The following is a 22,605-nucleotide window of genomic DNA, read 5'->3' as shown; positions in this document are numbered from 1 at the left end:
CGCCCATCCAATCGTCGATCATTGAGAATGTCAATGATTGACGATTGGCATCCTTGCTAGCATCGCCTCATGGACGGCGCCGGCGACAGCAGGGAGAGCGGCCTCGACTCTCCTTCCACAGCGAGCGAGTTGGTCGACGACGTGAGCTTCCTGCTCGCCCGTGCCAACGCGCTCTCGCTCGCGGCCGGCAATGCCGCGCTGTCGCGTCACGGACTGCGCGTGCGCTCGTATTCGGTGCTGGCCCTGGCGGCGAGCAGCGCTCGTCCGTCCCAGCGCGAACTGGCCGAGCTTCTGCGCCTGGATCCGAGTCAGGTCGTCGCGCTCGTGGACGAGCTGCAGACCCGTGGACTGGTCGTGCGCGAGCCCGACCCCACGGACCGGCGCGCGAACGTCGTCGTCGCCACCGACCGAGGCCGCGCCCTCCACGCGGAAGCGGAGGCATCCGCCCGCGGCGCGGAACAGCAGCTGCACGACGATCTGTCCGCGGCCGAGCGGCGCCTGCTGACCGATCTGCTGCGGCGCTTGGCCTTCCCCGCGCGTCGCTGAGCGGCCCTTCGCCCCGCGCGCCTGCGCCCGTCCGCCTCCGCCCGCCCCGCGCGCCCCCCGCAGCTCGCCCCCTCTCCTCCGTTCACTTGCCCTGAATGTACGCGGCGCCAGGCTTTCGGCGTACATCCAGGGCAAGTGAACAGGGGGGCCGGGGCGCGGGCGCCGGGCGGCGTGGGGGCGCGGCGGCCGGGTGGGGCCGGGGCGCGGGCGCCGGGCGGGGTGGGGGCGCGGCGAGGCGTCGGGCGGCGTCAGCGCTCCAGGACGTAGCGGTCGCGCCCGACGAGCATGCCGATCACCGACTGGCAGGCCAGCGCCAGCAGCAGGAGGCCGAGCGAGATCATCCAGTTGCCGGTCGTGGCGTGCGCCCAGCCGAACAGCACCGGTCCCAGCGCGGCGACGACGTAGCCGACGGACTGGGACATTCCCGACAGAGCGGCTGCGGTGTCGTGGTCGCGGGCGCGCTGCGCCATCAGGGTGAGCGACATGCTCAGCGACGCCCCCGAGGAGGAGCCGAGGCACGCGGCCCAGAACATGATCCCCTCGGGCGCCAGCATCAGTCCGATGACGCCGATCACCCCGACCGACGGGATGAGCGCGGGGATCACGCGGCGGGCGCGGCCGCGCAGCAGCAGCGGCAGGATCAGAGATCCGGCGATCGAGAACAGCTGGTAGAGCATGACGTCCAGGCCCGCGACCACGGGGGAGCGTCCGATCGAGGTGGAGATGCTCGCCAGCCAGGTGACCAGCATGTAGAAGATCGACGCCTGCGCGCCCATGTACCCGGCGACCAGCCACGCGGTCCGGTCCGTCCAGATGCCCGTGCGCCGGCGGCGGCCGGGCGCGCGGGCGGGCACAACGGTGGGCGAGCGCCGGGACGTCACGATCCAGGCGACGATGGCGAACGGCAGCAGGATGCCGCCGATCAGCAGCAGCGCGAAACGCCAGCCGGCGGGATCCTGCGGCCAGCTGAGGTGGGAGACCGGTACGGCGATGCCCGAGGCGATCGCCCCGAACCCGCCCAGGAGTGCCGAGTACAGGGCGGTCATCCCGGCCACGTGGCCGGAGAAGTCCCGCTTGACCACCGCGGGCATGAGCACGTTGACGATCGCCAGCGCGATCCCCAGCAGCGCGGTGCCGATCCACAGGCTCACGACCGGGCCGGGCAGCGAGCGGACCACGGTGCCCACCGTCAGCAGGAGCAGCGCCCACAGCATGACCCGCGACATCCCGAACCGGCGGGTCAGGTCGTGGGCGACGGGGGAGAAGATCGCCCAGGCGACCAGGGGCACCGAGGCGACCAGCCCGAGGGTGCTGGCGCCCATGCCGGTGTCCGCGCCGATCTGATCCAGCAGCGGACCGATCGAGGTGATGGTCGGGCGCATGTTCGCCGCGATCAGGCAGACGGCGATGAACAGGAACACGGCGGACGATCGGCGCTCGGCGGTGCTCACCGCCGTCAGCGTGTCCGTGTGCCCCGGGCGGGCAGACGGATCGGGTCGGGCGGAGTCGTTCCCGCCCGACCCGAGCCGCGACATCAGTGTGCTTGCGCGGCCAGGGCCGCGGCGTCGATGTGGGCGATGGAACGGGTGTCCTGGAAGGCGCGGATGCCCTCGATGCCCTGCTCGCGACCGAACCCGGACTGCTTCATGCCGCCGAACGGCGCCCGCAGGTCCAGGCGCGTCGCGCCGTGGTCGTTGACCCACACGTAGCCGCACGCCAGCTGTCCGCCGACGCGGTTGGCCGAGTCGACATCGGCCGTCCACACCGAGCCGCACAGCCCGGCCCACGTGTCGTTGGCCGCCGCGATCGCCTCGTCCTCGGTGTCGAACGGGAGGATCGGGATGACCGGGCCGAACTGCTCCTGCGTGACCACGCGCAGCGCGGGGTCGGGGTCCACGACGATGGCCGGGCGCAGGAAGTTGCCGCCGTCCAGATCCCCACCGGGGAGCTCGCCGAACTCGCGCACGTCGGCGCCGGCATCCTTGGCCTCCTGGATGATGTCCTCCACGAACGCCTTCTGGGCGCTCTGGTGCAGTGGACCCATTGTGGTGCCCTCGTCCAGTCCGTAGCCGATCACGGCCTTGTCCAGGCGCGCGGAGAGCCCTGCGACCAGCTCATCGAGCCGTGAGCGGTGCACGTACAGGCGCTTGGCGTTCATGCAGATCTGCCCGGTCGTGTCGAACACGGCGGCGTAGATGCGGTCCAGGTGGGCATCGTCGAGGATCGCGTCCTCGAGGAAGATCGCCGCGTCGTTCCCGCCGAGTTCGAGCGTCACCCGGGTGAGGGACTTGGATGCCATCTCCATGATGCGCTTGCCGCCGTTGACGCTGCCGGTGAAGCAGACCTTGGCGATGTCGGTGTTCGAGATCAGGCCGGACATGTTCTCGTCCTTGCCGGTGACGACGTTCAGCACGCCGGCGGGGAGCTTCTCGGCGATCCGCTGCACGACGCGGGTCAGCGCCAAGGGCGTGGAGGGCGGCGGCTTGACGATCGCGGTGTTGCCGGCCAGCAGCGCGTGCGGGAGAGCCGCACCCAGGATGGCGATCGGCCAGTTGAACGGCACGATCAGGGTGACCACACCGAGGGACTGGTACGAGACGGTGGTCTCCACCGGGATGCCGGGAACGACCGGGAGGACCTTGCCGGTGCCCACCTCGTCGGCGAGCATCAGGGCGAGGTTCCACCGGATCTCGAACACCAGGGAATCCACCCACGACTCGAACCGGATCTTTCCGTTCTCCTGCGAGAGGATCGCCGCATCCGCGTCACGTGCGTCGGCGATCCCTTCCAGGGCGGCGCGCATCTTCTCGGCCCGCTCCGGCGCGGAAAGCGCGGACCAGGCCGGGTAGGCGGCCTTGGCCGCGGCGACGGCGTCGTCGACGTCCTGTGGCGTGGCGGAGGCTGCGCGCCCCACGATCACGCCGGGCTTGCCCGGGTCGGCGACATCGAGCGTGGCGGCGGTGTGCCGCTCCTGTCCGCCGATGTACAGGCCCGTCTTGATTTGCGTGCCGGCCTCGCCGGCGACTGCGGTCGCGGAGTCCGCGCCGATGGTGTCCGTCATGTCACACCCCTCTGTGCGTTGTTGCTCGCATGATTGCCGTCGACGCTGCCCAGCGCAGCGCCCGGTCTCTCTTCATTCCACCACTGATTGACTCAGCTGGGGCGGGAATCCGATGAGCCGGGCGCCGGCGCGGGAGAAGGTCAGTCGGCGACGACGTCCACGACCGGGGTGCCGTGCGTGTGGAAGCTCTCGATCGTCTTCATGCCCCACGCCTGGCCCTTCTTGCGCTCTTCCTGGGTCCACTCCACGACGGGCTGGTCCGGGTCCAGCAGCAGGCGCGCGCCCGCGTTGGCGAATTCGATGCGGTTGCCGCCGGGCTCCCAGACGTACAGGAAGAACGTCTGGTTGATCGCGTGCTTGTGCGGACCCGACTCGATGTAGATGCCGTTCTCGAGGAAGATGTCGGCGGCCTTGAGGATGTCCTCGCGCGTGTCGGGTGCGAAGGCGATGTGGTGCAGGCGGTTGCCGTGACGGGTCCAGTCGTCGGAGTAGACGACGTCGTAGGACTTGTTGTTGAAGTGGAACCACCATGCCGCGTAGCCGCCGGCGTCCAGCTTGATGCGTTCGCTCTCGCGACCGCCGAGCGCTTTGGCGATGAACTCGCCGTTGGCGACGACGTCCTTGGCCAGGTAGTTGATGTGGTCCAGGCGGCGGGCGTTGACGCCGCGTCCCGGGAACCGCGATGCCTGGTTCTTCAGGGCCGGCTTGTCATCGGTGGCGACGTAGCGCTCGGTCTCGTAGTAGATCGCCATCGCGTGGCCGTCGGGGTCGGTGAACTCGAACGTGGGGCCGGTGCCGACCTCGCCGTCGACCCAGCTGCCGCCCAGGCCCGTCTCGGTGATCGCGGCGACGCGCCGCTGCAGCGCATCCTCGCTGGAGGCACGGAACGTCGTGCGTCCGACACCCGCGGCATCCGATGCCGTGAGCTTGATGGTGTACAGCTCGTATTCGTCCCAGGTGCGCAGGAAGACGGAGTCGCCCTCCTCGGCGACGACGCGCATCGCGAGCAGGTCGGTGAAGAACGCCTTGCTCTCCTCGAACTTGGGCGTGAGCAGCTCGACGCTGCCGATGTGGGCGACGTCGAACGCGGTGAAATCGGTCATCCTGCGGTCCTCTCTGGCGGGTGTTACAGGCGTGGTCGTGGATAGACCACGCCGTCGAAGATCTTGCGGGCCGTGCGGGTGGAGATCGATGTGGCGCGCCACTGGTCGTCATCGCCGAGCTGCACCTGCACGCGGGCGGGGAAGGTGCCGCCGGGGTGTTCGATGGCGTCCGGGCCGGAGTCGGTGAGCGCCGCGATGTCCGCGCCGACCGCGCCGGGGATGCGGATGCCGGCGGCGACGGAGGCGGCCATCAGCACACCGATCGAGGTGTGCACGCGCGCAGGGATGAACGCCCGGGTCGACACGGCACCGCCCTGCTGCGCGGGTGAGAGGAGGAACATCTTCGGCACCGTGGCGCCGGCGACATCGCCCAGCCCCATCGCCGGACCGGCCTGCAGGCGGATGCTCTCGAGCGCGTCCTTCAGATCGGCGCGCTCCTCCAGTTCCGCCGGGGTCTCGGTGCCGGCGACGCCGAACTCGTCGGCGCGCAGCAGCACGACCGGCATTCCGTTGTCGATGAGCGTGGCACGGTGACCGTCGAACACGTCGGTGACGTTGCCGGAGGGCAGCAGCCGCGCGTCGGGACCGGCGCTGAGCTGGATCTCGATACCGGCAGCGGTGCCCGGCACGCCGTCGATGGCCGTCTCGGTGCCCGAAGCGGCGCCGTCGTAATCGACGCGCCCACGCGGTGTCGGGAAGGTCTCGATGGCCAGGTCACCGGTGTTGACCAGCCGGATGCGCACCGTCGTGGTCTCCTCGCCGGGCGTGACGAGTCCGCGCTCCACGGCGAACGCACCGACGCCGGCCAGCAGGTTGCCGCACGTCTGCGCGTCACTCACGGTGGGCTGATCGACCCCGACCTGCAGGAAGAGGTAGTCCACGTCGACGTCGGACTCGGCGGAGGGTGACACGATGGCGACCTTGCTGGTCAGCGGATGCGCACCCCCGACACCGTCGATCTGGGTGGGGTCGGGGCTGCCCATCACGCGCAGCAGGATGCTGTCACGCTCCGCGGGCTGCACCGGCAGGTCCTCGGCGAGGAAGTACGCGCCCTTCGACGTGCCTCCGCGCATGAGCATGCACCGGATGCCGTCGCCGGAGGGGTCGCGCACGTCCTCAGTCACGGGTGAATTCCGCCTGACTGATGTACTGGACGCCCAGATCGGCCAGGATCGGACGCAGTGAGCTGACGTCGAGGGAGATCTCGCCGGCCTGATACCGAAGCCGGGTCGCCGCCTCTTTGGCGGCGCGCGCCTGCGCGGCCTCGAGGGTGTGTGCAGCCCGGGCGCGCGGCACGATCGTCACGCCGTCGTCGTCGGCGACCACGATGTCGCCCGGGTTGACCACGACTCCGCCGAGCACCACGGGGACATTGACCGAGCCGGCCGTGTCCTTGACTGTGCCCTCGGAGCTGATGTGCGCCGTCCACACCGGGAAGCCCATCGCGCGCAGTTCACCGGTGTCGCGGACGCCGCCGGAGGTGACGTAGGCGCGCACGCCGCGCTCCTGCATCTGCGTGGCCATCAGCTCGCCGATGAACCCATACGGGGAATCGGTCGTGGGCACGACCACGATGACGTCGCCGGCCCGTGCCTGCTCGATCGCGGCGTGCACCATGAGGTTGTCGCCGGGGGCGGTCAGGACGGTGATCGCGCTGCCGGAGATGGACATGTCCTGCTGGATGGGACGGATGCGCGGGCCGACGTAGCCGATGCGCCCCATCGCCTCGTGGACGGTCGCCGAACCCAGCGCCGCGAGCGCGTCGACGGTCGCGGCATCCGCCCGGGCGATGTCGGTGACGACGACGTGACCGGCGCTCATTCGAGGATGTCCGTGACCGCGGGGTAGTAGCGCACGTACGCCTCGCCCATCGTGTCCACCGGCAGCCCCAGGTTCGGGCCGGCGTTGCGCTTGACCTGCACGCCGCGGCGCACCGCGAGCGAGGTGTAGTACTCCCACATGTGCTTCTGGGCAGGCAGGCACTCCATCGCCTTCTGCTTCAGCGGGAACGCGGCCGTGATGTCCAGGAGCACGTTCGGCTTGAAATCGGACTGCTCGGGCTGGTGCGGTTCGAAGAAGAAGACCGGCGGAGCGCCGATGATCTCGTCCGTGGTCGGGAAGGTGCCATCGGAGTTGGCCACACCGATCGCCTGCGCCAGCACGCGGGCCTGCAGCGCCATGCGCGCTGCCGCGGGGTGGTCGCCGTTGTACGGATCGGCCAGCGGGTGCGTCAGCACCACGGTGGGCTGCACACGGCGGAAGACGTCCACGAGCTTCTCGACGGTCTCGGTCGATTCGAGCAGAGGGTAGTCGCCCGCGTCGAGGAACTCGATCTCGGCGCCCAGCGCGGCTGCCGCAGCGGTGGCCTCTTCCCGGCGGATGGCCTTGATCTCATCGAGCGACTTGCCCTGCAGCCACTGGCTGGCCGATTCGCCGCGCTCTCCATAGGACACGCAGACCACCACTGCTCGCTCGCCGCGCAGCGTGGCGGCGGCGATGGCGCCGCCCGCGCGCCAGACGAAATCGCCGGCGTGGGCGCTGACCACAAGAAGCGTGCGGGTTGTCTCAGCCAAAGGAACTCCTGACTCGATGGTCTCCGCACGAGGGCGGACGGCGGGCATGGAACTCCGCGGGCAGCGCGGCCCGGCCCGTGAACCCAGAGAACCACACCCCTAGCGCAATGGTCAAGATTCTGGTTACAATTTTGGTGACCCTGAAATCCCTCTGGACATAGGGAAATGTTCTCCGTATCATCGCGGCAGGACCACAAAGACGAAGATGTTGAAGGGAACGACATGGCCAGCAATCTGCAGGAAGTCCTCGACGAGGCGGGCAACACCGTCGAACACCTGCGAAATTCGCAGCTCGGGACGTACATCTACCCGGTCGTTCCGGCCGAGTTCACCAACTGGCGCCGCGAGCAGATCGCGTGGCGCGAGTCTGCGGTGCTCTTCGACCAGACGCACCACATGGTGAACTTCTTCATCTCCGGACCGGACGCGCTGAAGCTGCTGTCGGAAACCGGCATCAACAGCTTCGCGAACTTCCCGCTGAACACGGCGAAGCAGTTCGTGCCGACCGCCTCCAACGGCGGTGTCATCGGCGATGGCATCCTCTTCCGCGAGGGTGAGAACGACTACGTGTACGTCGGCCGCGCCCCGGGCGCCAACTGGCTGCAGTTCCACGCCGAGACCGGCGGCTACAACGTCGAGACGCGCTACGACGACCGTTCGCCGTCTCGCCCGTACGGCGCCGCCGTGCACCGCGAGTACTACCGCTTCCAGATCCAGGGCCCCAACGCCTGGCAGATCATCGAGAAGCTCAACGGCGGCGAGCTGGAGAAGGTCCGCTTCTTCCACATGGGCGAGCTGACCATCGCGGGCGAGAAGGTCCGCACCCTCCGCCACGGCATGGCCGGCGCCCCCGGGCTGGAGCTGTGGGGCCCGTACGAGCAGCACGGCAAGATCCGCGACGCGATCCTCGAGGCCGGTCGCGAGTTCGGCATCGAGCCGTGTGGCTCGCGCGCCTACTCGTCCAACACGCTCGAGTCCGGCTGGATCCCCTCGCCGCTGCCGGCGATCTACTCCAGCGAGACCGAGCGCGCATACCGCGAGTGGCTGCCGGCCAACAGCTACGAGGCGATCAACGCCCTCGCCGGCTCGTTCGTCTCGGACGACATCGAGGACTACTACCTCAACCCGTGGGAGCTGGGATACGGCTCGTTCGTGAAGTTCGACCACGACTTCATCGGCCGTGACGCGCTCGAGAAGATCGACCCGGCATCGCAGCGCAAGAAGGTCACGCTCGCCTGGAACGACGAGGACCTCGCGAAGCTGCTCACCACGCCGATCGACCGCGAGGGCGTCGGCTACCAGGTCTTCGACCTGCCCAACGCGAACTACGGATCGTCGAACTACGACGCCGTGATCGACGCGGACGGCGACACCGTCGGCCTGTCGCTGTTCACCGGTGTGACCGCCAACGAGAAGCGTGGACTGTCCCTTGCGACCGTCGACGTGGACGTCCCCCTCGGCGCCGAGGTGCGCGTGGTCTGGGGCGAGCCCAACGGCGGATCCAAGAAGACGACGGTGCAGCCGCACGATCAGCTCGCCGTCCGTGCGATCGTCAGCCCGGTGCCGTACGCGGTCACCGCACGCAACGAGTACCAGGGTGGGTGGCGCACCGCCAGCGTCGCAAACTGAGCACTGAGAAGGGGACGGATGCCGCGGCATCCGTCCCCTTCTGCATGCCCGCGGGCGGCTCGGTCTCAGCCGCGCCGCACGCGCACCGGCATGCTCTCCCAGCCGCGCAGCGTGTTGTTGAGGTGACGGCGCTCCGGGCCGGCCGGCTCGACCTCGACGATGCGGTCCAGCAGCGCGTCCAGGACGCAGATCGCCTCGAGGCGGGCGATGTGCTGGCCCACGCACTGGTGGATGCCCATGCCGAAGGCCACGTGTCCGGAGGGATCCCGGTCCAGGTCGAACGTGTCGGGATCCGCCCACCGCCGCGGGTCGCGGTTGGCCGCCCCGAGGAACATCAGGATCTTCTCGCCGTCGGCGATGTCGACGTCGCCGACGCGCAGATCGCGGGTCGCGGTGCGGAAGAACGTCTGCACCGGGGACTCCAGGCGCACCGCCTCCTCGAATGCCGTGCGCGTCAGCGAACGGTCCGCGCGCAGCCGCGCGACCGAGCCCGGGCTGTGCGCCAGGGCGTGCACGATGGCCGCGATGCCGGTCACGGTGGTGTCCACGCCGGCCGTCAGCAGCGAGCGGACGATCATCGGGGCGTGCTCGGGGGAGATCTCGCCGCGATCTGCGGCCGCCCAGATCTGCGCGCCGAACCCGTCGTCGGTGAGGTTCTCGCGCAGGCACTGCCGGCCGATCCACTCGGTGACCGGGGGCATATGCGGCGCGGCGCCGGTGACGAGCTCGTTCGGGGGGCCGAACGCGTTGAAGGCGAAGTCCCCGTAGGGCAGCAGGTTCTCGCGGCCCTCGGTGCCGATGCCGACCGCATCCGGGAAGACCCGCAGTGGGAACACCTCGGCCAGATCCGTCACCGCGTCGAACTCGTCGCCGCGATCGAGGACCGCCGCCACGACGGTCGCGGCATCCGCTCGCCAGCTCTGCTCCAGATCGCGCAGGCGCCGGGTGGTCAGCAGCGGCGCCACCACGGCGCGGGGCGCGTCATGGCGCGGCGGGTCGGCCTCCAGCAGCACGCTCGGCGGCCGCCACGGCTTCTCGTGACGGAAGTTGGACAGGCCGACACCGGCCGCCGACTGGAAGTTCTGCCAGTCCACGAGGGCGGCGTGCACCTCGTCGTACCGCGCCATCGCGTACACACCGTACTTCTCGAGCCGGACCACGGGTCCGGCGTCGCGCAGCACCGCGTGGTGCGGCAGCGGATCGCGCAGGAACTCCAGATCGAACGGATCGATGGATGCCGCATCCGGCGTGCTCGGGGACTCGACGATGCTCATGGGTTTCCTTCGTGATTCGGTCGGTCGTTCACAGGTCCAGCACCAGGCGGTCCGAGACCGCCCGGGAGATGCACGGGTACAGGCAGCGCGATTCCGCGCGCTCGGCCTCGTTCAGCAGCGAGTCGCGGTGGTCCGGGACGCCGGCCAGCACGCCGGTCTCGCACGTTCCGCAGACGCCCTGAGCGCAGGAGGTGATCACGTCCACGTCGATGCGGCGCAGCGCGTCGACGATCGACTCGTCTTTCTGCACCGTGACGACGGCGCCGCTGCTGGCCACCTCCACGTCGAAGGCCGTGGTGGGGCGGTCCACATCGCCGCGCGCGGTGAACCGTTCCAGGCGGACGCGGTGGCGGCCCAGCGGCGCCGCCCACCGGTCGACCGCGTCCAGAAGGCGCTCGGGTCCGCACGCGTAGACGAGGGGCGCGACGGCGGGATCCGGCATCCAGTCGTCGATCACCGCGCGGCCGCGCTCGTCCGCGGTGTGGACGGTCACCCGCTCGCCGTACCCCGCCAGTTCGTCGAGGTAGGCCAGCCGTGCGCGGGAGCGGCCCAGGTACAGCAGCCGCCACGGGTCGCCCAGCAGCTCGGCCTGGCGGATCATCGGCATCAGCGGAGTGATGCCGATCCCGCCGGCGATGAACAGGTAGCCGGGAGCGGGGGAGAGGCGGAAGTTGTTGCGCGGGCCGCCGAAGCCGACCGTGTCGCCGACGCTGAGCTGCGCGTGGATGTGCTCGGAGCCGCCGCGGCCGACGGGTTCGCGCAGCACCGCGATGGTGAAGCTGTGCGCATCCCAGCGGTCGCCGAGCAGGCTGTACTGGCGGGTGGTGCCGTCCGGGAGCACGATGTCGATGTGCGCGCCCGGCGCCCAGTCCGGCAGCCGCTCGCGGCCGGGGCGGGCCAGCGTGAGTTCGACGACATCCTGCGCCACGTCGCGTCTGCCGGTCACCACGAGCGTGCCGCCGTGGGCGGCGTTGCGGCGAGCGGATGCCGTGGCCAGCGTGTCGACCATCCGGAGCTCCTTGCCGGGCGGCATCGGCGCCGCCCCTCCCGGGACGCTACGCGCGCGCCGGAGCGGCCCGAAGCCACATTCCGTTGAACGGAATCCAGCGCTCAGGACGGACGGGCGGCGGCGCGAGCCGCACCGTGGATCGCGAAGAACTCGCCGTGGGTGCCGCGCACGGCCCGTTCGACGGTCTCGTAGAGCCAGTCCAGGGCGCCCAGCTGCTGGGTGGTCGTGCGACGGTAGAGGCACACCTCCACGGCCTGCATGTCCAGTGGCAGCGGCTGGACCACCAGCGGCCAGCTCTGCGCCCAGCCGGCGGCGATCGTGTCCGGCACGGTGGCCAGCAGGTCCGGGCTGGTCGCCAGCAGCGGCGGCAGCGAGGCGAAGTGGTTGAGCACGACGTCCGAGCGCAGCACGGCGCCCGCCCTGCGGAATGCGGACTCCAGCCGCGGCAGCCCGGAGTCGCCCGCGACGACCACCTGGTCGGCGGCGAGGTAGTCGGCCAGGGTGATGCCGTCCGTCGCGGCGGCCAGCGGATGATCGCGCGACATGAGCACGCCGTAGGCCTGGGATTTGAGCACAGCATGCTCGAAGCCGCCCGCCACCGGGGAGGACGTGACGGCCAGGTCGATCGTGCCCTGCGAGAGCCAGTCCGGCAGCGCCTGGACATCCAGCGGCACCGCCTCCACGCGCAGATGCGGCGCGGCGGAGCGGACGGCACGGAGGATGGAGGGGAAGTAGCCGATCTCGCCGAGCTCCGACAGGGCGATCCGCGACCGGCGGCGCGACCGGGCGGGGTCGAATCCGATGGCGCCGTCGACCGTGCGATCGATGCCGGCGATGCCGTCCCGGAATCCGGGGAACAGCCCGACCGCCATCGGCGTGGGTTCCATCGCGCGTCCCACCCGGCGGAAGAGGGGGTCGTTGAGGTCCCGTCGGAGCCGGCCCAGCGCCTGGCTCACCGCCGGCTGCGTCACATACAATCGCGCCGCAGCGGTGGTGAGGCTGCGCGTCTCGTACACCGCCACGAAGACTCGGATCAGGTTGAGGTCCACCGGGCGCCGGGTAAGGCATCCTTTCGCTTGCATAACCACTGCTTATGCAAGATCGTATGTCCGATATGCGCTGATGCATAGCATGGAAGCCTCAAGGAACGAAGGAGTCTCCATGCCCGAGTCACTCGCGCAAGCCATCACCCGCGCCGGCAGTGCCGTTGACCTGCTGCGCAATGCACAGGCGCGCCCCACCGTGTTCCCGGTGACACCCGAATTCAGCAACTGGCGCTCCGAGCAGCAGTCCTGGCGCACCTCGGTCGCGCTGCTGGATCAGTCCCATCACATGACGGACCTGTTCATCACCGGTCCGGACGCCCTCCGGCTCCTGTCGGATGTCGGGGTCAACAGCTTCGCGAAATTCCAGATCGACCAGGCCAAGCAGTTCATCGCGGTCAACCACGAGGGCTACCTGATCGGCGACGCCATCCTGTTCTACCTCGCCGAGCAGTCGTTCGACCTGGTCGGATGGCACATGGTGCTGGACTGGGTGCAGTACCACGGCGAGACCGGCGACTATGACGTGTCCTTCGAGCGCGACGCCAGCTCGATCGTCCGCGAGGGCGACCCGAAGCTGTACCGCTACGAGCTGCAGGGCCCGAACGCGCTCGCGCTGATGGAGAAGGTCACCGGCGCCGAGGTGCCCGCGACGAGGTTCTTCGGCATGACGACGTTCACGATCGACGGCGTCGAGGTGCGCTCGCTGCGCCACGGCATGGCGGGCCAGCCCGGCTTCGAGCTGTTCGGCCCGTGGGCCGACGGCGAACGGGTGCGCGCGGCTCTGATCGCGGCCGGCGCCGACCTGGACCTGGTCCTGGTCGGATCCAAGGCGTACTCCTCGGCGAACCTCGAGTCGGCGTGGGTGCCGTCGCCGCTTCCGGCGATCTTCAGCGGCGAGGGCACGCAGGCGTACCGCGAGTGGCTGCCGGTCACCCGCACCGGGTCGCTCGCCGGGAGCCTGAACTCCGAGGACATCGAGGACTACTACATCACGCCCTACGACATCGGCTACGGCCGCAGCGTCGCCTTCGACCACGACTTCATCGGCCGTGCGGCACTCGAGCGCCACGCCGCCGCGCAGACGCGCCAGAAGGTGACGCTGGTCTGGAACCCGGAGGACGTCGCATCGGCTGCGCAGTCGCTGCTGGAGCCGGGGCTGCCGGTCAAGTACATCGACTTCCCCAAGGCCCGGTACGGACAGCACCAGCTGGACCGGGTGCTCGTCGACGGCAGAGACGTGGGGATCTCGCACGACGTGGGCTACATCACGAACGAGCATGCCTTCGTCTCGCTTGCGAGCATCGACAACGAGTACGCGACTCCCGGCACCGAGGTCGAGGTGATCTGGGGCGAGGAGCCGAACTCGCACAAGCCCGCGGTCGAGAAGCACCGGCAGGTGTCGATGCGCGCGACCGTGCAGCCGGCGCCGTACTCCGCATTCGCCCGGGAGAACTACCGCAAGAGCTGACGCCCGCGCCCGCGCGCTGCTCGCCCGCGAGTCCGCCTTCCCGCGAGTCCGCCTTCCCGCGAGACTGCATGGGCACTACGAGACTGGGGGAGATCTCCTCAGTCTCGAGGCGCCTATGCAGTCTCGCGGTCGGGGAGCGGGGAGCGGGGAGCTCAGGCGATCTCGCGCAGGGCTCCGATGACGCTCAGCAGGTGCGCACGCACGGCCTGCTCCGCGGCTCCGGGGTCGCGGGCGACGATCGCATCGATGATCGCGGCGTGCTCGAGCACCGAGACCTTCGCGCGCTGCGGACGCGACGAGAGCTTGAACTGGTGACGCACGCTCTGCGCGTGCAGGCGGGCGAGCACCTCGGCGGCTGTCGCGTGTCTGCTCAGAACGCGGACGCGCTCGTCCAGCCGCTGGTTCAGCCGGGAGTACTCCACGAGGTCGCCGTCGGCGACCGCGGCGATCAGGTCCTCGCGGAGGCGCAGGAACTCCTGGATCTCGTCGTCGGTGACCGAGGCGGCGGTCTTGGCGGAGCACAGTCCCTCCACCCCGATGCGGACCTCGAGGATCTCGATCGCCTCGTCGACCGAGATCGCGCGGACCCGGGAACCCCGGTTGGGGAGCCGCTCGACCAGTCCTTCGTTGGCCAGCTCCAGCAGGGCCGTGCGCACCGTCGCGCGGCTGGCCCCGAAGGTATCGCTGAGATCGGCCTCGATCAGTCGCTGGTTGGGGGCGTACTCGCCCCGCACGATCGCGCCGCGGATGATGTCCGTCACCCGCTGTTCGGATGTATCGGGGGCGGAGCCCTCGTCCTCGGCGATCGTCGACATCGAGTCTCCTTCGGCTCAGCCGTGGCCACAGCGCGAGCTCCAACCACTATTGTCAACAATATAGAGGCGAATGCCCGCCAGCGGGAGGTCAGTATGCGCATCGCGGTTCTGGGACTGGGTGAAGCAGGGAGCATCTACGCCACCGACCTGCCCGCGCGCGGGGCGTCGGTGATCGGGATCGATGTGCGCGACTGGATCGCTCCGACCGACGTGCTCCGTGCGGCCGACATCCCCGGGGCGGTACGCGGAGCCGACATCGTGCTCAGCCTGGTCGGCGCGAGCTCCGCCGCATCCGCCCTCGAGGACGCGCTTCCGGCGATGGTTCCCACCGGCGTCTACGCCGACATGAACACCAGCGGCCCGGCCGACAAGCAGCGCCTGGCCGCCATGGCGGCCGAGCGGGGCATCCCCTTCGTGGACGTCGCGATCATGGCACCGGTGCCCCGGGCCCGCATCGACACTCCGCTGCTGCTCAGCGGCTCGGGCGTCGCACGGCTGCAGCCGGTGCTGCACGACCTGCGCATCCCGGCGACCGAGGTCGGCGCGGAACCCGGAGCGGCGGCGCGGCTCAAGCTGCTGCGGAGCGTGTTCATGAAGGGCCTGGCCGCGGTGGTCGTCGAGAGCGTCACCGCCGCCGAGCTCTTCGGTGCGCAGGAGTGGCTGATCGGTCAGATCGCGTCCGAACTCGGCGCACCGGACCGCGCCGCGGTGGATCACCTCATCGACGGGACGACCAAGCACGCCGTGCGCCGAGAGGCCGAGATGATCGAGGCGCGCGAGCTCCTGCGGTCGCTCGATGCGCCGCACCCGATGACCGACGGCACGATCGCGTGGCTGCACGCCATCGCTGCGGAGAACGCGCAGATCCCTCGCTCCTGAGACGCAGAGGCCGCCCGACGGCGGTGCGCTTCACCTGCGTGAGCGACTGACCGTATGACGAAGGGCCGGGGTCATCCCGGGCCCTCTGCCACGCTGCGCGGCGGTCGGCTACGCGTCAGGCCATACCTCGGCCGCCAGCGCGACGGTCTCCTCGATCTTGGCCCACTGCTCTGCCTCGGTCAGGACGTTGCCCTCCTCCGTGGAGGCGAAGCCGCACTGGGGGCTGAGTGCCAGCTGCTCCAGCGGCGCGATCTTCGCGGCCTCGTCGATGCGGCGCTTCAGCTCGTCGGGGTTCTCCAGCGCACCGGACTTCGTGGTGACCAGGCCCAGCTCGACGACCTTGTCGCCCTTGGGCAGGAACCGCAGCGGCTCGAATCCGCCGGCGCGCTCGCTGTCGTACTCCAGGAAGTAGCCGTCGTACGCCGTCTCGCCCAGCAGCTGCTCGGCGACCGGCTCGTAGCCACCCGACGAGATCCACGTCGAGCGGAAGTTCCCGCGGCACACGTGCGTGGTGATCACCATGTCGGCGGGCTTGTCGCGCAGCGAGGCGTTGATCAGCGAGGCATAGCGCTCGGCGAGATGATCTGTGCGGATGCCGCGTTCGGCGGCCTTGGCCAGCTCCACGTCCGAGCAGAGGTACGCCCACGCGGTGTCGTCGAACTGCAGGTAACGACAGCCGGCGTCGTAGAAGGCCTGTACGGCGCCGCGGTAGGTGGCAGCGAGGTCCTCGAGGATGTCGTCGTGTCCGGAGTACACCGAGCCCTGCAGCGCGTCGCGCTCGAGCCGGAAATCCAGCACGGTCGGAGCGGGAATGGTGAACTTCGCCACGACCCCGGCGGCGTCGGCGATCGGCTTGAGGGCCCGGAAGTGCTCGATCATGGGGTGGTCGGTGGGGAAGCCGACGGCGCCGTCGATGTGCAGCCCGAGCGGGCGGGTCTGGACCCCCTGGAACTGGATGCCGTGGTCGAGCTCGACCACGCTGACGCCCTCCAGCATCCCGAAGAAGTCGAAATGCCACCATGAGCGACGGAACTCACCATCGGTGGCGACCTTCAGGCCGGCGGCGGCCTCGCGAGCAACCAGCGCGCTGATCGCCTCGTCTTCGACGAGACGGAGGCCCGCGGCATCCAGTTCGCCGGCGGCATGGCGCGCGCGAGCGGCTTTGACGGCCTCGGGACGCAGGAAACTGCCGACGATATCGGCGCGGAACGGGGGGTTCACAGACATGCGGACAACCCTAGTTCCTGGGTGCGGACGGCCGCGCTGACGTGTCCCGGCGTTACGGAGCGACCCCCGCGGAGATCGATTCGAGGTACTCCATCGACCGCACCGAAGAGGTCACCAGCGGCCGGAAGCGGCCGCCGGGAGTCGCGGCGGGGTGTCCGGTCGGCAGGTACGCCGCCCGCATGGCGACGGTGATCTCGCGCGACGCCCGGGTCAGCAGTTCGATGTGCCCGAGTGGCGGAGTGCTGTCATTGGGCACCACCACGCCGATGGCCGCGATGACGTCCTCGTGCGCGCCGTACACGGGCACCGCGATGCCCCTCGATTCCGGATGGATGTGCCCGTCGCACACCGCCCACCCGTCCGCGCGCACCCGGCGCAGCTTCGCGTACAGCTCCGCGGCTGTCCGGATGGTGCGCGGGGTGTAGCGGCGCATCGGGGCGCCCAGGACGGCATCCACCACCGCCTGACCCGAATGCGCGAGCAGGACCAGACCGCTCGAGGAGGCGTGCAGCGGGATCCGCCCGCCGATGAGTGTCGCGTTGACCACGGCATCGCGCGCCGAGAGCCGATCCAGGAACAGCACCGCCGTGTCGCTGAGGACACCGAGTTGCGTGTGCTGGCGCACGCGCGCATGGACGGCCTGCAGATACGGGCGGGCGAGCTCCCTCAGGCCGAGCGCGCCGGGGGTGCGGCAGGCCAGTTCCCACAGCCGCACGCCCAGGCGGTAGGTGCGGTCGGGCAGCCGTTCCAGCAGTCCCTCGCGTTCGAGTTCGCCCACGATCCGGTGCGCCGTCGAGGGTGCCAGCCCGGCGCGCTCCCCGATCTCGGTCAGCGTCAGGAACGGGACGGCCGCCTCGAACGCGCCCAGCACGCGAAGGTGCTTGGACAGGACGGATTCGCCATCGGATGCCCGTGCCACTGTTACTCCTCATCGAGCGCGTCGCCGCACGATGCGGCCCGGCTGTCATCTTATTCTCGGTTCCATTGAACGGAACCGGTCCCGGCGTGTTTCCGCGGCCGGAATAGCCTTTAAGCGGCGGATTCATCACGATTTCGAAACTCGTTCCAAAATCGTTGACAATCTCGTCCGCGATCCATAACGTTCCATGTGGTGAAAGATCGCTTTACATCCCGAGCAATGGGGCGATCGGGGAGAGGTGGCGAATGGCCGCGCGATTGAAGCTGAAAGACGTTTCGCTGCGTTTCGGTGGTATCAAGGTGCTCGAAGAGGTGAGCTTCGACGTCGAACCCGGCGCGATCTTCGGCCTCGTCGGGCCGAACGGCGCGGGCAAGACGTCGCTGTTCAACTGCATCAGCGGGCACTACAAGCCCTCGTCGGGATCGATCATGATCGATGAGACCGACGTCGCCGGCGCGCAGCCGTCGGCGCTGGCCGGGCATGGCCTGGCGCGCACTTTCCAGCACCCCGCGCTGCAGCTGCACGCGACCGTGCTGGAGAACGTGCTGCTCGGCGCGCACACCCGGCTGCCGGGCGGACCCGTGGAGTGGTCGCTGCGACTGCCGCGCACCTCGCGGTCCGAGAAGAGCCTGCGCACCGAGGCGCGCGATCTGCTCGAGCGCAACGGCCTGGGCTGGGCGGCGAACCTGCACGCGGACGAGCTGTCGCACGGGCTGCACAAGGGCATCGAGCTGTGCCGCGCACTGCTGTCCAAGCCGAAGCTGCTGCTGCTGGACGAGCCCGCTGCCGGACTGCCGCACTCGGAGGTCGAGCAGTTCATCGCCTCCATCAAACGACTGCGCAACGAGGAGGACATCACGGTGGTCATCGTCGAACACCACATGGGTCTCATCGCCGCGCTGACCGACCGCGTGGTCGTCCTCGACCACGGTCGCAAGCTCATGGAAGGCACGGCGGCGGAAGCACAGTCCGACCCGCGTGTCATCGAGGCCTACATCGGCAAGGAGGCCGCGGATGACGCTGCTTGAGCTCACCGATGTGACCGCGTTCTACGGACCTGTCCAGGTCCTGGAAGGCGTATCGCTCTCCGTCCCCGACGAAGGTGCCGTGGGCATCCTCGGCGCCAACGGTGCCGGCAAGACGACCACGCTGCGCGCCATCAGCGGCACCGTGCGCGCCGGCGGGCAGATCATGTTCGACGGCAAGGACATCCGGGGAATGCGTCCGGACCGCGTCGCGGCTCTCGGGATCGCCCACGTGCCGGAGGGCCGCGGGACGCTGGCGGACCTCACCGTGCGTGAGAACCTGCGCGTCGGCGCCTACCTGCGCAAGGACCGCAAGGGCATCGAGGCGGACATCGAGTACTGCCTGGACCTGTTCCCCAATCTCAAGGAGCGGATCCGTTCGCACGGCTCCGCCCTCTCCGGAGGGGAGCAGCAGATGCTCGCGGTCGCCCGCGCAGTGATGGCCAAGCCGCGGCTGATGCTGCTGGACGAAGCATCGCTCGGGCTGGCTCCGAGCACCGCCAAGAACGTTTATCAGGCGATCGGCCGACTTCGCCGAGAGTCCGGGATCGCCATGCTCGTCGTCGAGCAGAACGCGAATCTCGCCTTCACCCTGGTCGACACTGCGACGGTCCTGGAGACCGGCCGCAGCGTTCTGACCGGCACCTCGACCGAGCTCAAGGGCATGGACGAGATCCGACGCGCCTATCTGGGAGGCTGACCGATGGGCACTTTCATTCAACTGGTCATCGACGGCCTGTCCGCCGGCTCGATCTACGCCGCCCTCGCGCTGGCGATCGTGCTGGTCAACCAGGCCACCGGACTGATCAACTTCGCGCAGGGGGCGATGGCGGTCCTGTCCGCCTACTTCGCCTACTCGTTCCTGCGGATCGGCGTGCCGCTGGTGATCGCGATCCTCCTCGCGGTGCTCGCCTCGTTCATCTTCGGAGCGCTGGTCGAGCGCTTCCTGATGCGGCGGTTCGAGCGCGGCGATCCGGATACCGCGGTCGTGGTCACGATCGGCCTGCTGACGCTGATCACCGGCATCGCCGGATGGATCTGGAGCTTCAACAACCTCCAGTTCCCTTCACTGTTCCCGCTGCAGAGCGTCAACATCCTCGGCGCCGTGGTCAGCATCCGTTCGATCGGTACGACCTTGGTGATCGTGGGGATCATGATCCTGCTGCAGCTGCTGTTCATCGGCACCAAGCTCGGCCTGGCCCTGCGCGCCGTGGCGGTCAACCCGCAGTCGGCGGCGTTCTCGGGTCTGCCGGTCGGGCGCCTGCTCATGGTCGGCTGGGGACTGGCGGCAGCGCTCGGCGCGATCGCCGGTGCGCTGATCGCCCCGTCGCTGACGCTCACACCCGGCATGATGGATTCCGCGCTGGTGTACGCGCTGGCCGCGGTCATCCTGGGCGGAATGTCCAGCCCGCTGGGTGTGGTGATCGCCGCCTGGTTGATCGGCGTCCTGGAGAACCTCGCCGCCGTGTACGTTCCTCTGATCGGTCATGATCTCAAGATCGCCGTGCCGTTCATCCTGATCTTCGTCGTACTCTTCGTGCGCCCCCAGGGCCTGTTCGGCCGGAAAGATGTGGTGCGAGTGTGATGGCCCAGGCAGCAGGATTCATGAGCAAGCCGTGGGTGCGGTGGGTCGGCGTACTGCTGATCGTGGTGATCCTCGTGATCGCGCCGCTGATCTTCCCGGTCTTCGTCAACCAGACGCTCGCGCGCATCGGCGTCTTCGCCGTGGCGGTGCTGGGGCTGAACGTGGTGATGGGGTACACCGGGCAGGTCTCGCTCGGCCAGATCTTCTTCGTCGGCGTGGGCGCGTATGTCACCGCCTACGGGGTGAACAACGACTGGAACATCGCACTCGTGTTCGTTCTGGCCGCGCTCATCCCGGGCATCTTCGGCCTGGTGATCGCTCTGGCCGCGGCCCGGCTGGGCGGCCTGGCGATCGCGATGGTCACCATCGCGCTGCCGATCGTCGGTGTTCCGCTCGCCAAGCGACTCTCCGAAGTCACCGGCGGGTCGCAGGGCACGTCCGCGCGGTTCTCCGGCGCGCCGGAGGGGACCGGTCTGGCGGACGACCAGTGGCAGCTGTACATCGTGATCGCAGTCGCGGCGGTCGTATTCCTGCTCACGCGCAACCTCGTACGCGGCAAGTACGGGCGTGCCTTCGCGATCGTCAAGGGCAATGAGGCGGTCGCCTCGTCGATGGGGATCTCGCCGTACCGCTACAAGGTGCTGGCGTTCACGATCGCATCGCTCATCGGCGGGGTCAGCGGCTTCCTCTACATGGTCGTGGTGCAGTACACCTCGCCCGAGACGATGAGCTTCGGCCACTCGATCACGCTGCTTGCGGCGATGGTCATCGGCGGCGCCGGCAGCATCGTCGGCTCGCTGCTGGGCGGGGCGTACTACGTCCTGGCCCCGCAGGTGACCAACGCCATCGACTCGAGCCTGACCGCCGTGCTGCAGGGTGTCATCCTGCTGGTGATCCTGTTCGTCCTGCCGCGTGGACTGGTGTCGCTGCCGCGACTGTGGCGTCGCAAGAAGAGCAACGGCCACAACGGCAACCCCGCCGGCGCAGCGCCGGAACAGCAGAACACCGCGGCGGCCACCGTGGCGCCCAGCGTGACGTCGGATCCATCCACTCCCCCCACACCCACACAGTCACAAGAAAAGAGGCAGGACACATGAGCACACTCCGGAAGAAGGTGCGGATCACCTCGGTCGTCGCCGGAATCGGCATCGTCGCCGTTCTGGCCGCAGGCTGCGCGCGCGGCGGCGCGAGCGACGGCGGAGACGCCAGCGAGGGACCCGCCGAGGCGAGCCCCGGCATCACCGACACGAGTCTGACGTTCGGCATCACCAGCCCGCTCACCGGCGGCACGGCCGGACCCGGCAACTGCACCGTCGACGGCGCCCTGGCGTACTTCGGCGTGAAGAACGACGAGGGCGGCATCGAATTCGGTGACGGGAAGACGCGCACCATCGAGATCAAGGCGTACGACGACGGGTACGACCCGCAGAAGGCGCTGACGAACTTCCAGCAGATGGTCTCGGACGGTGTGTTCGCCGCCGGCGTCGGGCTGGGCACGCCGACCAACCGCGCCTGGCGCGATGCGGCCATCGATGAGGGCGTGCCGCAGGTGCTCGTCATGGCAGGTGACCCGCTGTTCAGCGATCGCGAGGAGAGCCCCGAACAGATCGGCTTCGTCCCGATCTACCAGCAGGAGGGTGGCGCGTTCGGCGAACTGCTCGCCGAGTCCGGTGAAGACCACAAGGTCGCGATCCTCTCGCAGAACGACGACTACGGCGACGGCTACGTCGAGGGCTTCAAGGAGGCCATCGAGGGTGCGTCCAACATCGAGATCGTCGAGGAGCTCACCTACGAGGCCACGGACACCTCGGTGGACGCCCAGCTCACCGAGCTCGCTTCCAGCGGTGCGGACGTGTTCTTCAACGCGATGTCGATCACCCCGCTGGTCATCTCGGCGCTGAAGAAGACCGAGGAGCTCGGCTGGCTGCCCAGCTGGTTCCTGCCCTCGAACACCTCCAGCCCCGGTGGCATCCTCCAGCAGCCCGACGTCCACGCGGAGGCTTTCCCCGGCGTCTACACGGTGGCGTTCTCCGAGTCGGCGGCCAGCCCGGCCTTCCAGGAGAGCGAAGAGGGCAAGGCGTTCCTCGCGGCCATCGATGAGTACACGAACCAGGAGGGCGTGCCCGCCTTCCCGCACTGCGTGTGGAGCTGGATCGCCGGCGCGACGCTGGAGCAGGCGTTCATGAAGATGGAAGAGCCCACCCGCGAGTCCTTCATGGAAGCGCTGATGAGCATCCAGGACTTCTCCGCGCCGTTCATGCTCGAAGGATCGGTCATCGACACCACGGTCGACGGGAAGCCTGCCGTTTCGCAGGTGATCGTCCAGAAGTACAACGGCAAGGGCTACGCCAACGCCGACGTCTTCGGATGAGCAACGTCCGCTGAGCTGAATCGATGACGGGACCGGGGCGGTCCGCGGAAACGCGGATCGCCCCGGTCTTTTGCC

21 protein-coding genes are annotated in these 22,605 nt (G+C 69.2%); 9 read left to right on the top strand and 12 right to left on the bottom strand.

Annotation, left to right across the window (positions count from 1 at the left end; genetic code table 11):
- Positions 1-69 precede the first annotated feature (69 nt).
- On the top strand, positions 70-546 hold the full coding sequence (locus QNO12_RS16010) for a MarR family winged helix-turn-helix transcriptional regulator (protein WP_257501157.1): 477 nt from the start codon (positions 70-72) through the stop codon (positions 544-546).
- A gap of 248 nt (positions 547-794) precedes the next feature.
- On the opposite strand, the gene QNO12_RS16005 is transcribed toward QNO12_RS16010, so the two are convergent.
- The 6 genes from QNO12_RS16005 to QNO12_RS15980 all read right to left on the bottom strand — a co-directional run bounded on the left by QNO12_RS16005 (position 795) and on the right by QNO12_RS15980 (position 7,283).
- Positions 795-1,997 (bottom strand): MFS transporter, encoded by a 1,203-nt coding sequence (locus QNO12_RS16005; RefSeq protein WP_257501158.1) that lies wholly within the window; start codon positions 1,995-1,997, stop codon positions 795-797.
- An 83-nt stretch (positions 1,998-2,080) separates the two neighbouring features.
- Positions 2,081-3,607 (bottom strand): aldehyde dehydrogenase family protein, encoded by a 1,527-nt coding sequence (locus tag QNO12_RS16000; RefSeq protein ID WP_257501159.1) that lies wholly within the window; start codon positions 3,605-3,607, stop codon positions 2,081-2,083.
- A 140-nt stretch (positions 3,608-3,747) separates the two neighbouring features.
- Positions 3,748-4,710 (bottom strand): VOC family protein, encoded by a 963-nt coding sequence (locus QNO12_RS15995; RefSeq protein WP_257501160.1) that lies wholly within the window; start codon positions 4,708-4,710, stop codon positions 3,748-3,750.
- Between the two features lie 23 nt (positions 4,711-4,733).
- A complete protein-coding gene (locus QNO12_RS15990) occupies positions 4,734-5,834 on the bottom strand; it encodes a PrpF domain-containing protein (RefSeq protein ID WP_257501161.1) in 1,101 nt (366 codons plus the stop codon).
- The gene (locus QNO12_RS15985; protein WP_257501162.1) at positions 5,827-6,531 is read right to left on the bottom strand and encodes a 4-carboxy-4-hydroxy-2-oxoadipate aldolase/oxaloacetate decarboxylase; all 705 of its coding nucleotides are present in this window, start codon (positions 6,529-6,531) and stop codon (positions 5,827-5,829) included. Before QNO12_RS15985 ends, QNO12_RS15990 begins: the two co-directional genes overlap by 8 nt.
- Positions 6,528-7,283 (bottom strand): PIG-L deacetylase family protein, encoded by a 756-nt coding sequence (locus tag QNO12_RS15980; RefSeq protein ID WP_257501163.1) that lies wholly within the window; start codon positions 7,281-7,283, stop codon positions 6,528-6,530. Before QNO12_RS15980 ends, QNO12_RS15985 begins: the two co-directional genes overlap by 4 nt.
- A 222-nt stretch (positions 7,284-7,505) precedes the next feature.
- On the opposite strand from QNO12_RS15980, the gene ligM reads away from it, so the two are divergent.
- Positions 7,506-8,912: a vanillate/3-O-methylgallate O-demethylase gene (ligM, locus tag QNO12_RS15975; RefSeq protein WP_257501164.1), complete on the top strand. Its 1,407-nt coding sequence runs from the start codon at positions 7,506-7,508 to the stop codon at positions 8,910-8,912.
- 65 nt (positions 8,913-8,977) lie between these two features.
- Here ligM and QNO12_RS15970 read toward each other — a convergent pair whose 3' ends face one another.
- The 3 genes from QNO12_RS15970 to QNO12_RS15960 all read right to left on the bottom strand — a co-directional run bounded on the left by QNO12_RS15970 (position 8,978) and on the right by QNO12_RS15960 (position 12,244).
- Positions 8,978-10,186: a cytochrome P450 gene (locus QNO12_RS15970; RefSeq protein WP_257501165.1), complete on the bottom strand. Its 1,209-nt coding sequence runs from the start codon at positions 10,184-10,186 to the stop codon at positions 8,978-8,980.
- A gap of 28 nt (positions 10,187-10,214) precedes the next feature.
- On the bottom strand, positions 10,215-11,195 hold the full coding sequence (locus QNO12_RS15965; protein WP_257501166.1) for a PDR/VanB family oxidoreductase: 981 nt from the start codon (positions 11,193-11,195) through the stop codon (positions 10,215-10,217).
- 101 nt (positions 11,196-11,296) lie between these two features.
- Positions 11,297-12,244, bottom strand: a complete 948-nt coding sequence (locus QNO12_RS15960; RefSeq protein WP_257501167.1) for a LysR family transcriptional regulator — start codon at positions 12,242-12,244, stop codon at positions 11,297-11,299.
- Between the two features lie 112 nt (positions 12,245-12,356).
- On the opposite strand from QNO12_RS15960, the gene QNO12_RS15955 reads away from it, so the two are divergent.
- Positions 12,357-13,709 carry an aminomethyl transferase family protein gene (locus QNO12_RS15955; protein WP_257501168.1) on the top strand — a complete coding sequence of 451 codons (1,353 nt, stop codon included), beginning with the start codon at positions 12,357-12,359 and terminating at the stop codon, positions 13,707-13,709.
- 152 nt (positions 13,710-13,861) lie between these two features.
- Here the strand turns inward: QNO12_RS15955 and QNO12_RS15950 are convergent, their stop codons facing one another.
- Positions 13,862-14,524 carry a GntR family transcriptional regulator gene (locus QNO12_RS15950; protein ID WP_257501169.1) on the bottom strand — a complete coding sequence of 221 codons (663 nt, stop codon included), beginning with the start codon at positions 14,522-14,524 and terminating at the stop codon, positions 13,862-13,864.
- A 93-nt stretch (positions 14,525-14,617) separates the two neighbouring features.
- On the opposite strand from QNO12_RS15950, the gene QNO12_RS15945 reads away from it, so the two are divergent.
- On the top strand, positions 14,618-15,403 hold the full coding sequence (locus tag QNO12_RS15945) for an NAD(P)-dependent oxidoreductase (protein ID WP_257501170.1): 786 nt from the start codon (positions 14,618-14,620) through the stop codon (positions 15,401-15,403).
- 108 nt (positions 15,404-15,511) lie between these two features.
- Here QNO12_RS15945 and QNO12_RS15940 read toward each other — a convergent pair whose 3' ends face one another.
- Together QNO12_RS15940 and QNO12_RS15935 are read right to left on the bottom strand one after the other, a co-directional pair.
- Positions 15,512-16,630, bottom strand: a complete 1,119-nt coding sequence (locus QNO12_RS15940) for a 5-methyltetrahydropteroyltriglutamate--homocysteine S-methyltransferase (RefSeq protein WP_257501171.1) — start codon at positions 16,628-16,630, stop codon at positions 15,512-15,514.
- A gap of 52 nt (positions 16,631-16,682) precedes the next feature.
- Entirely contained in the window at positions 16,683-17,549 is an 867-nt protein-coding gene (locus QNO12_RS15935) for an IclR family transcriptional regulator (protein WP_257501172.1), read from the bottom strand.
- 245 nt (positions 17,550-17,794) lie between these two features.
- Here QNO12_RS15935 and QNO12_RS15930 point away from each other — a divergent pair, with 245 nt between their 5' ends.
- Genes QNO12_RS15930 through QNO12_RS15910 form a run of 5 tightly spaced genes read left to right on the top strand, consistent with a single transcriptional unit; the run spans position 17,795 to position 22,530 of the window.
- Positions 17,795-18,577: an ABC transporter ATP-binding protein gene (locus QNO12_RS15930; protein WP_257501173.1), complete on the top strand. Its 783-nt coding sequence runs from the start codon at positions 17,795-17,797 to the stop codon at positions 18,575-18,577.
- Entirely contained in the window at positions 18,564-19,274 is a 711-nt protein-coding gene (locus QNO12_RS15925; protein ID WP_257501174.1) for an ABC transporter ATP-binding protein, read from the top strand. The genes QNO12_RS15930 and QNO12_RS15925 overlap by 14 nt, the downstream gene beginning before the upstream one ends.
- A 3-nt stretch (positions 19,275-19,277) precedes the next feature.
- Positions 19,278-20,159 carry a branched-chain amino acid ABC transporter permease gene (locus QNO12_RS15920; RefSeq protein ID WP_257501175.1) on the top strand — a complete coding sequence of 294 codons (882 nt, stop codon included), beginning with the start codon at positions 19,278-19,280 and terminating at the stop codon, positions 20,157-20,159.
- Between the two features lie 20 nt (positions 20,160-20,179).
- Entirely contained in the window at positions 20,180-21,256 is a 1,077-nt protein-coding gene (locus tag QNO12_RS15915; protein WP_257501176.1) for a branched-chain amino acid ABC transporter permease, read from the top strand.
- The gene (locus tag QNO12_RS15910) at positions 21,253-22,530 is read left to right on the top strand and encodes an ABC transporter substrate-binding protein (protein WP_257501177.1); all 1,278 of its coding nucleotides are present in this window, start codon (positions 21,253-21,255) and stop codon (positions 22,528-22,530) included. Before QNO12_RS15915 ends, QNO12_RS15910 begins: the two co-directional genes overlap by 4 nt.
- The last annotated feature ends 75 nt before the right edge of the window (positions 22,531-22,605 follow it).

The sequence above is a fragment of the Microbacterium sp. zg-B185 genome, assembly GCF_030246885.1.
Classification (GTDB): Bacteria; Actinomycetota; Actinomycetes; order Actinomycetales; family Microbacteriaceae; genus Microbacterium.
Note: the sequence above shows the minus strand (reverse complement) of the source record. Positions and strands in the feature narration are given on the sequence as shown.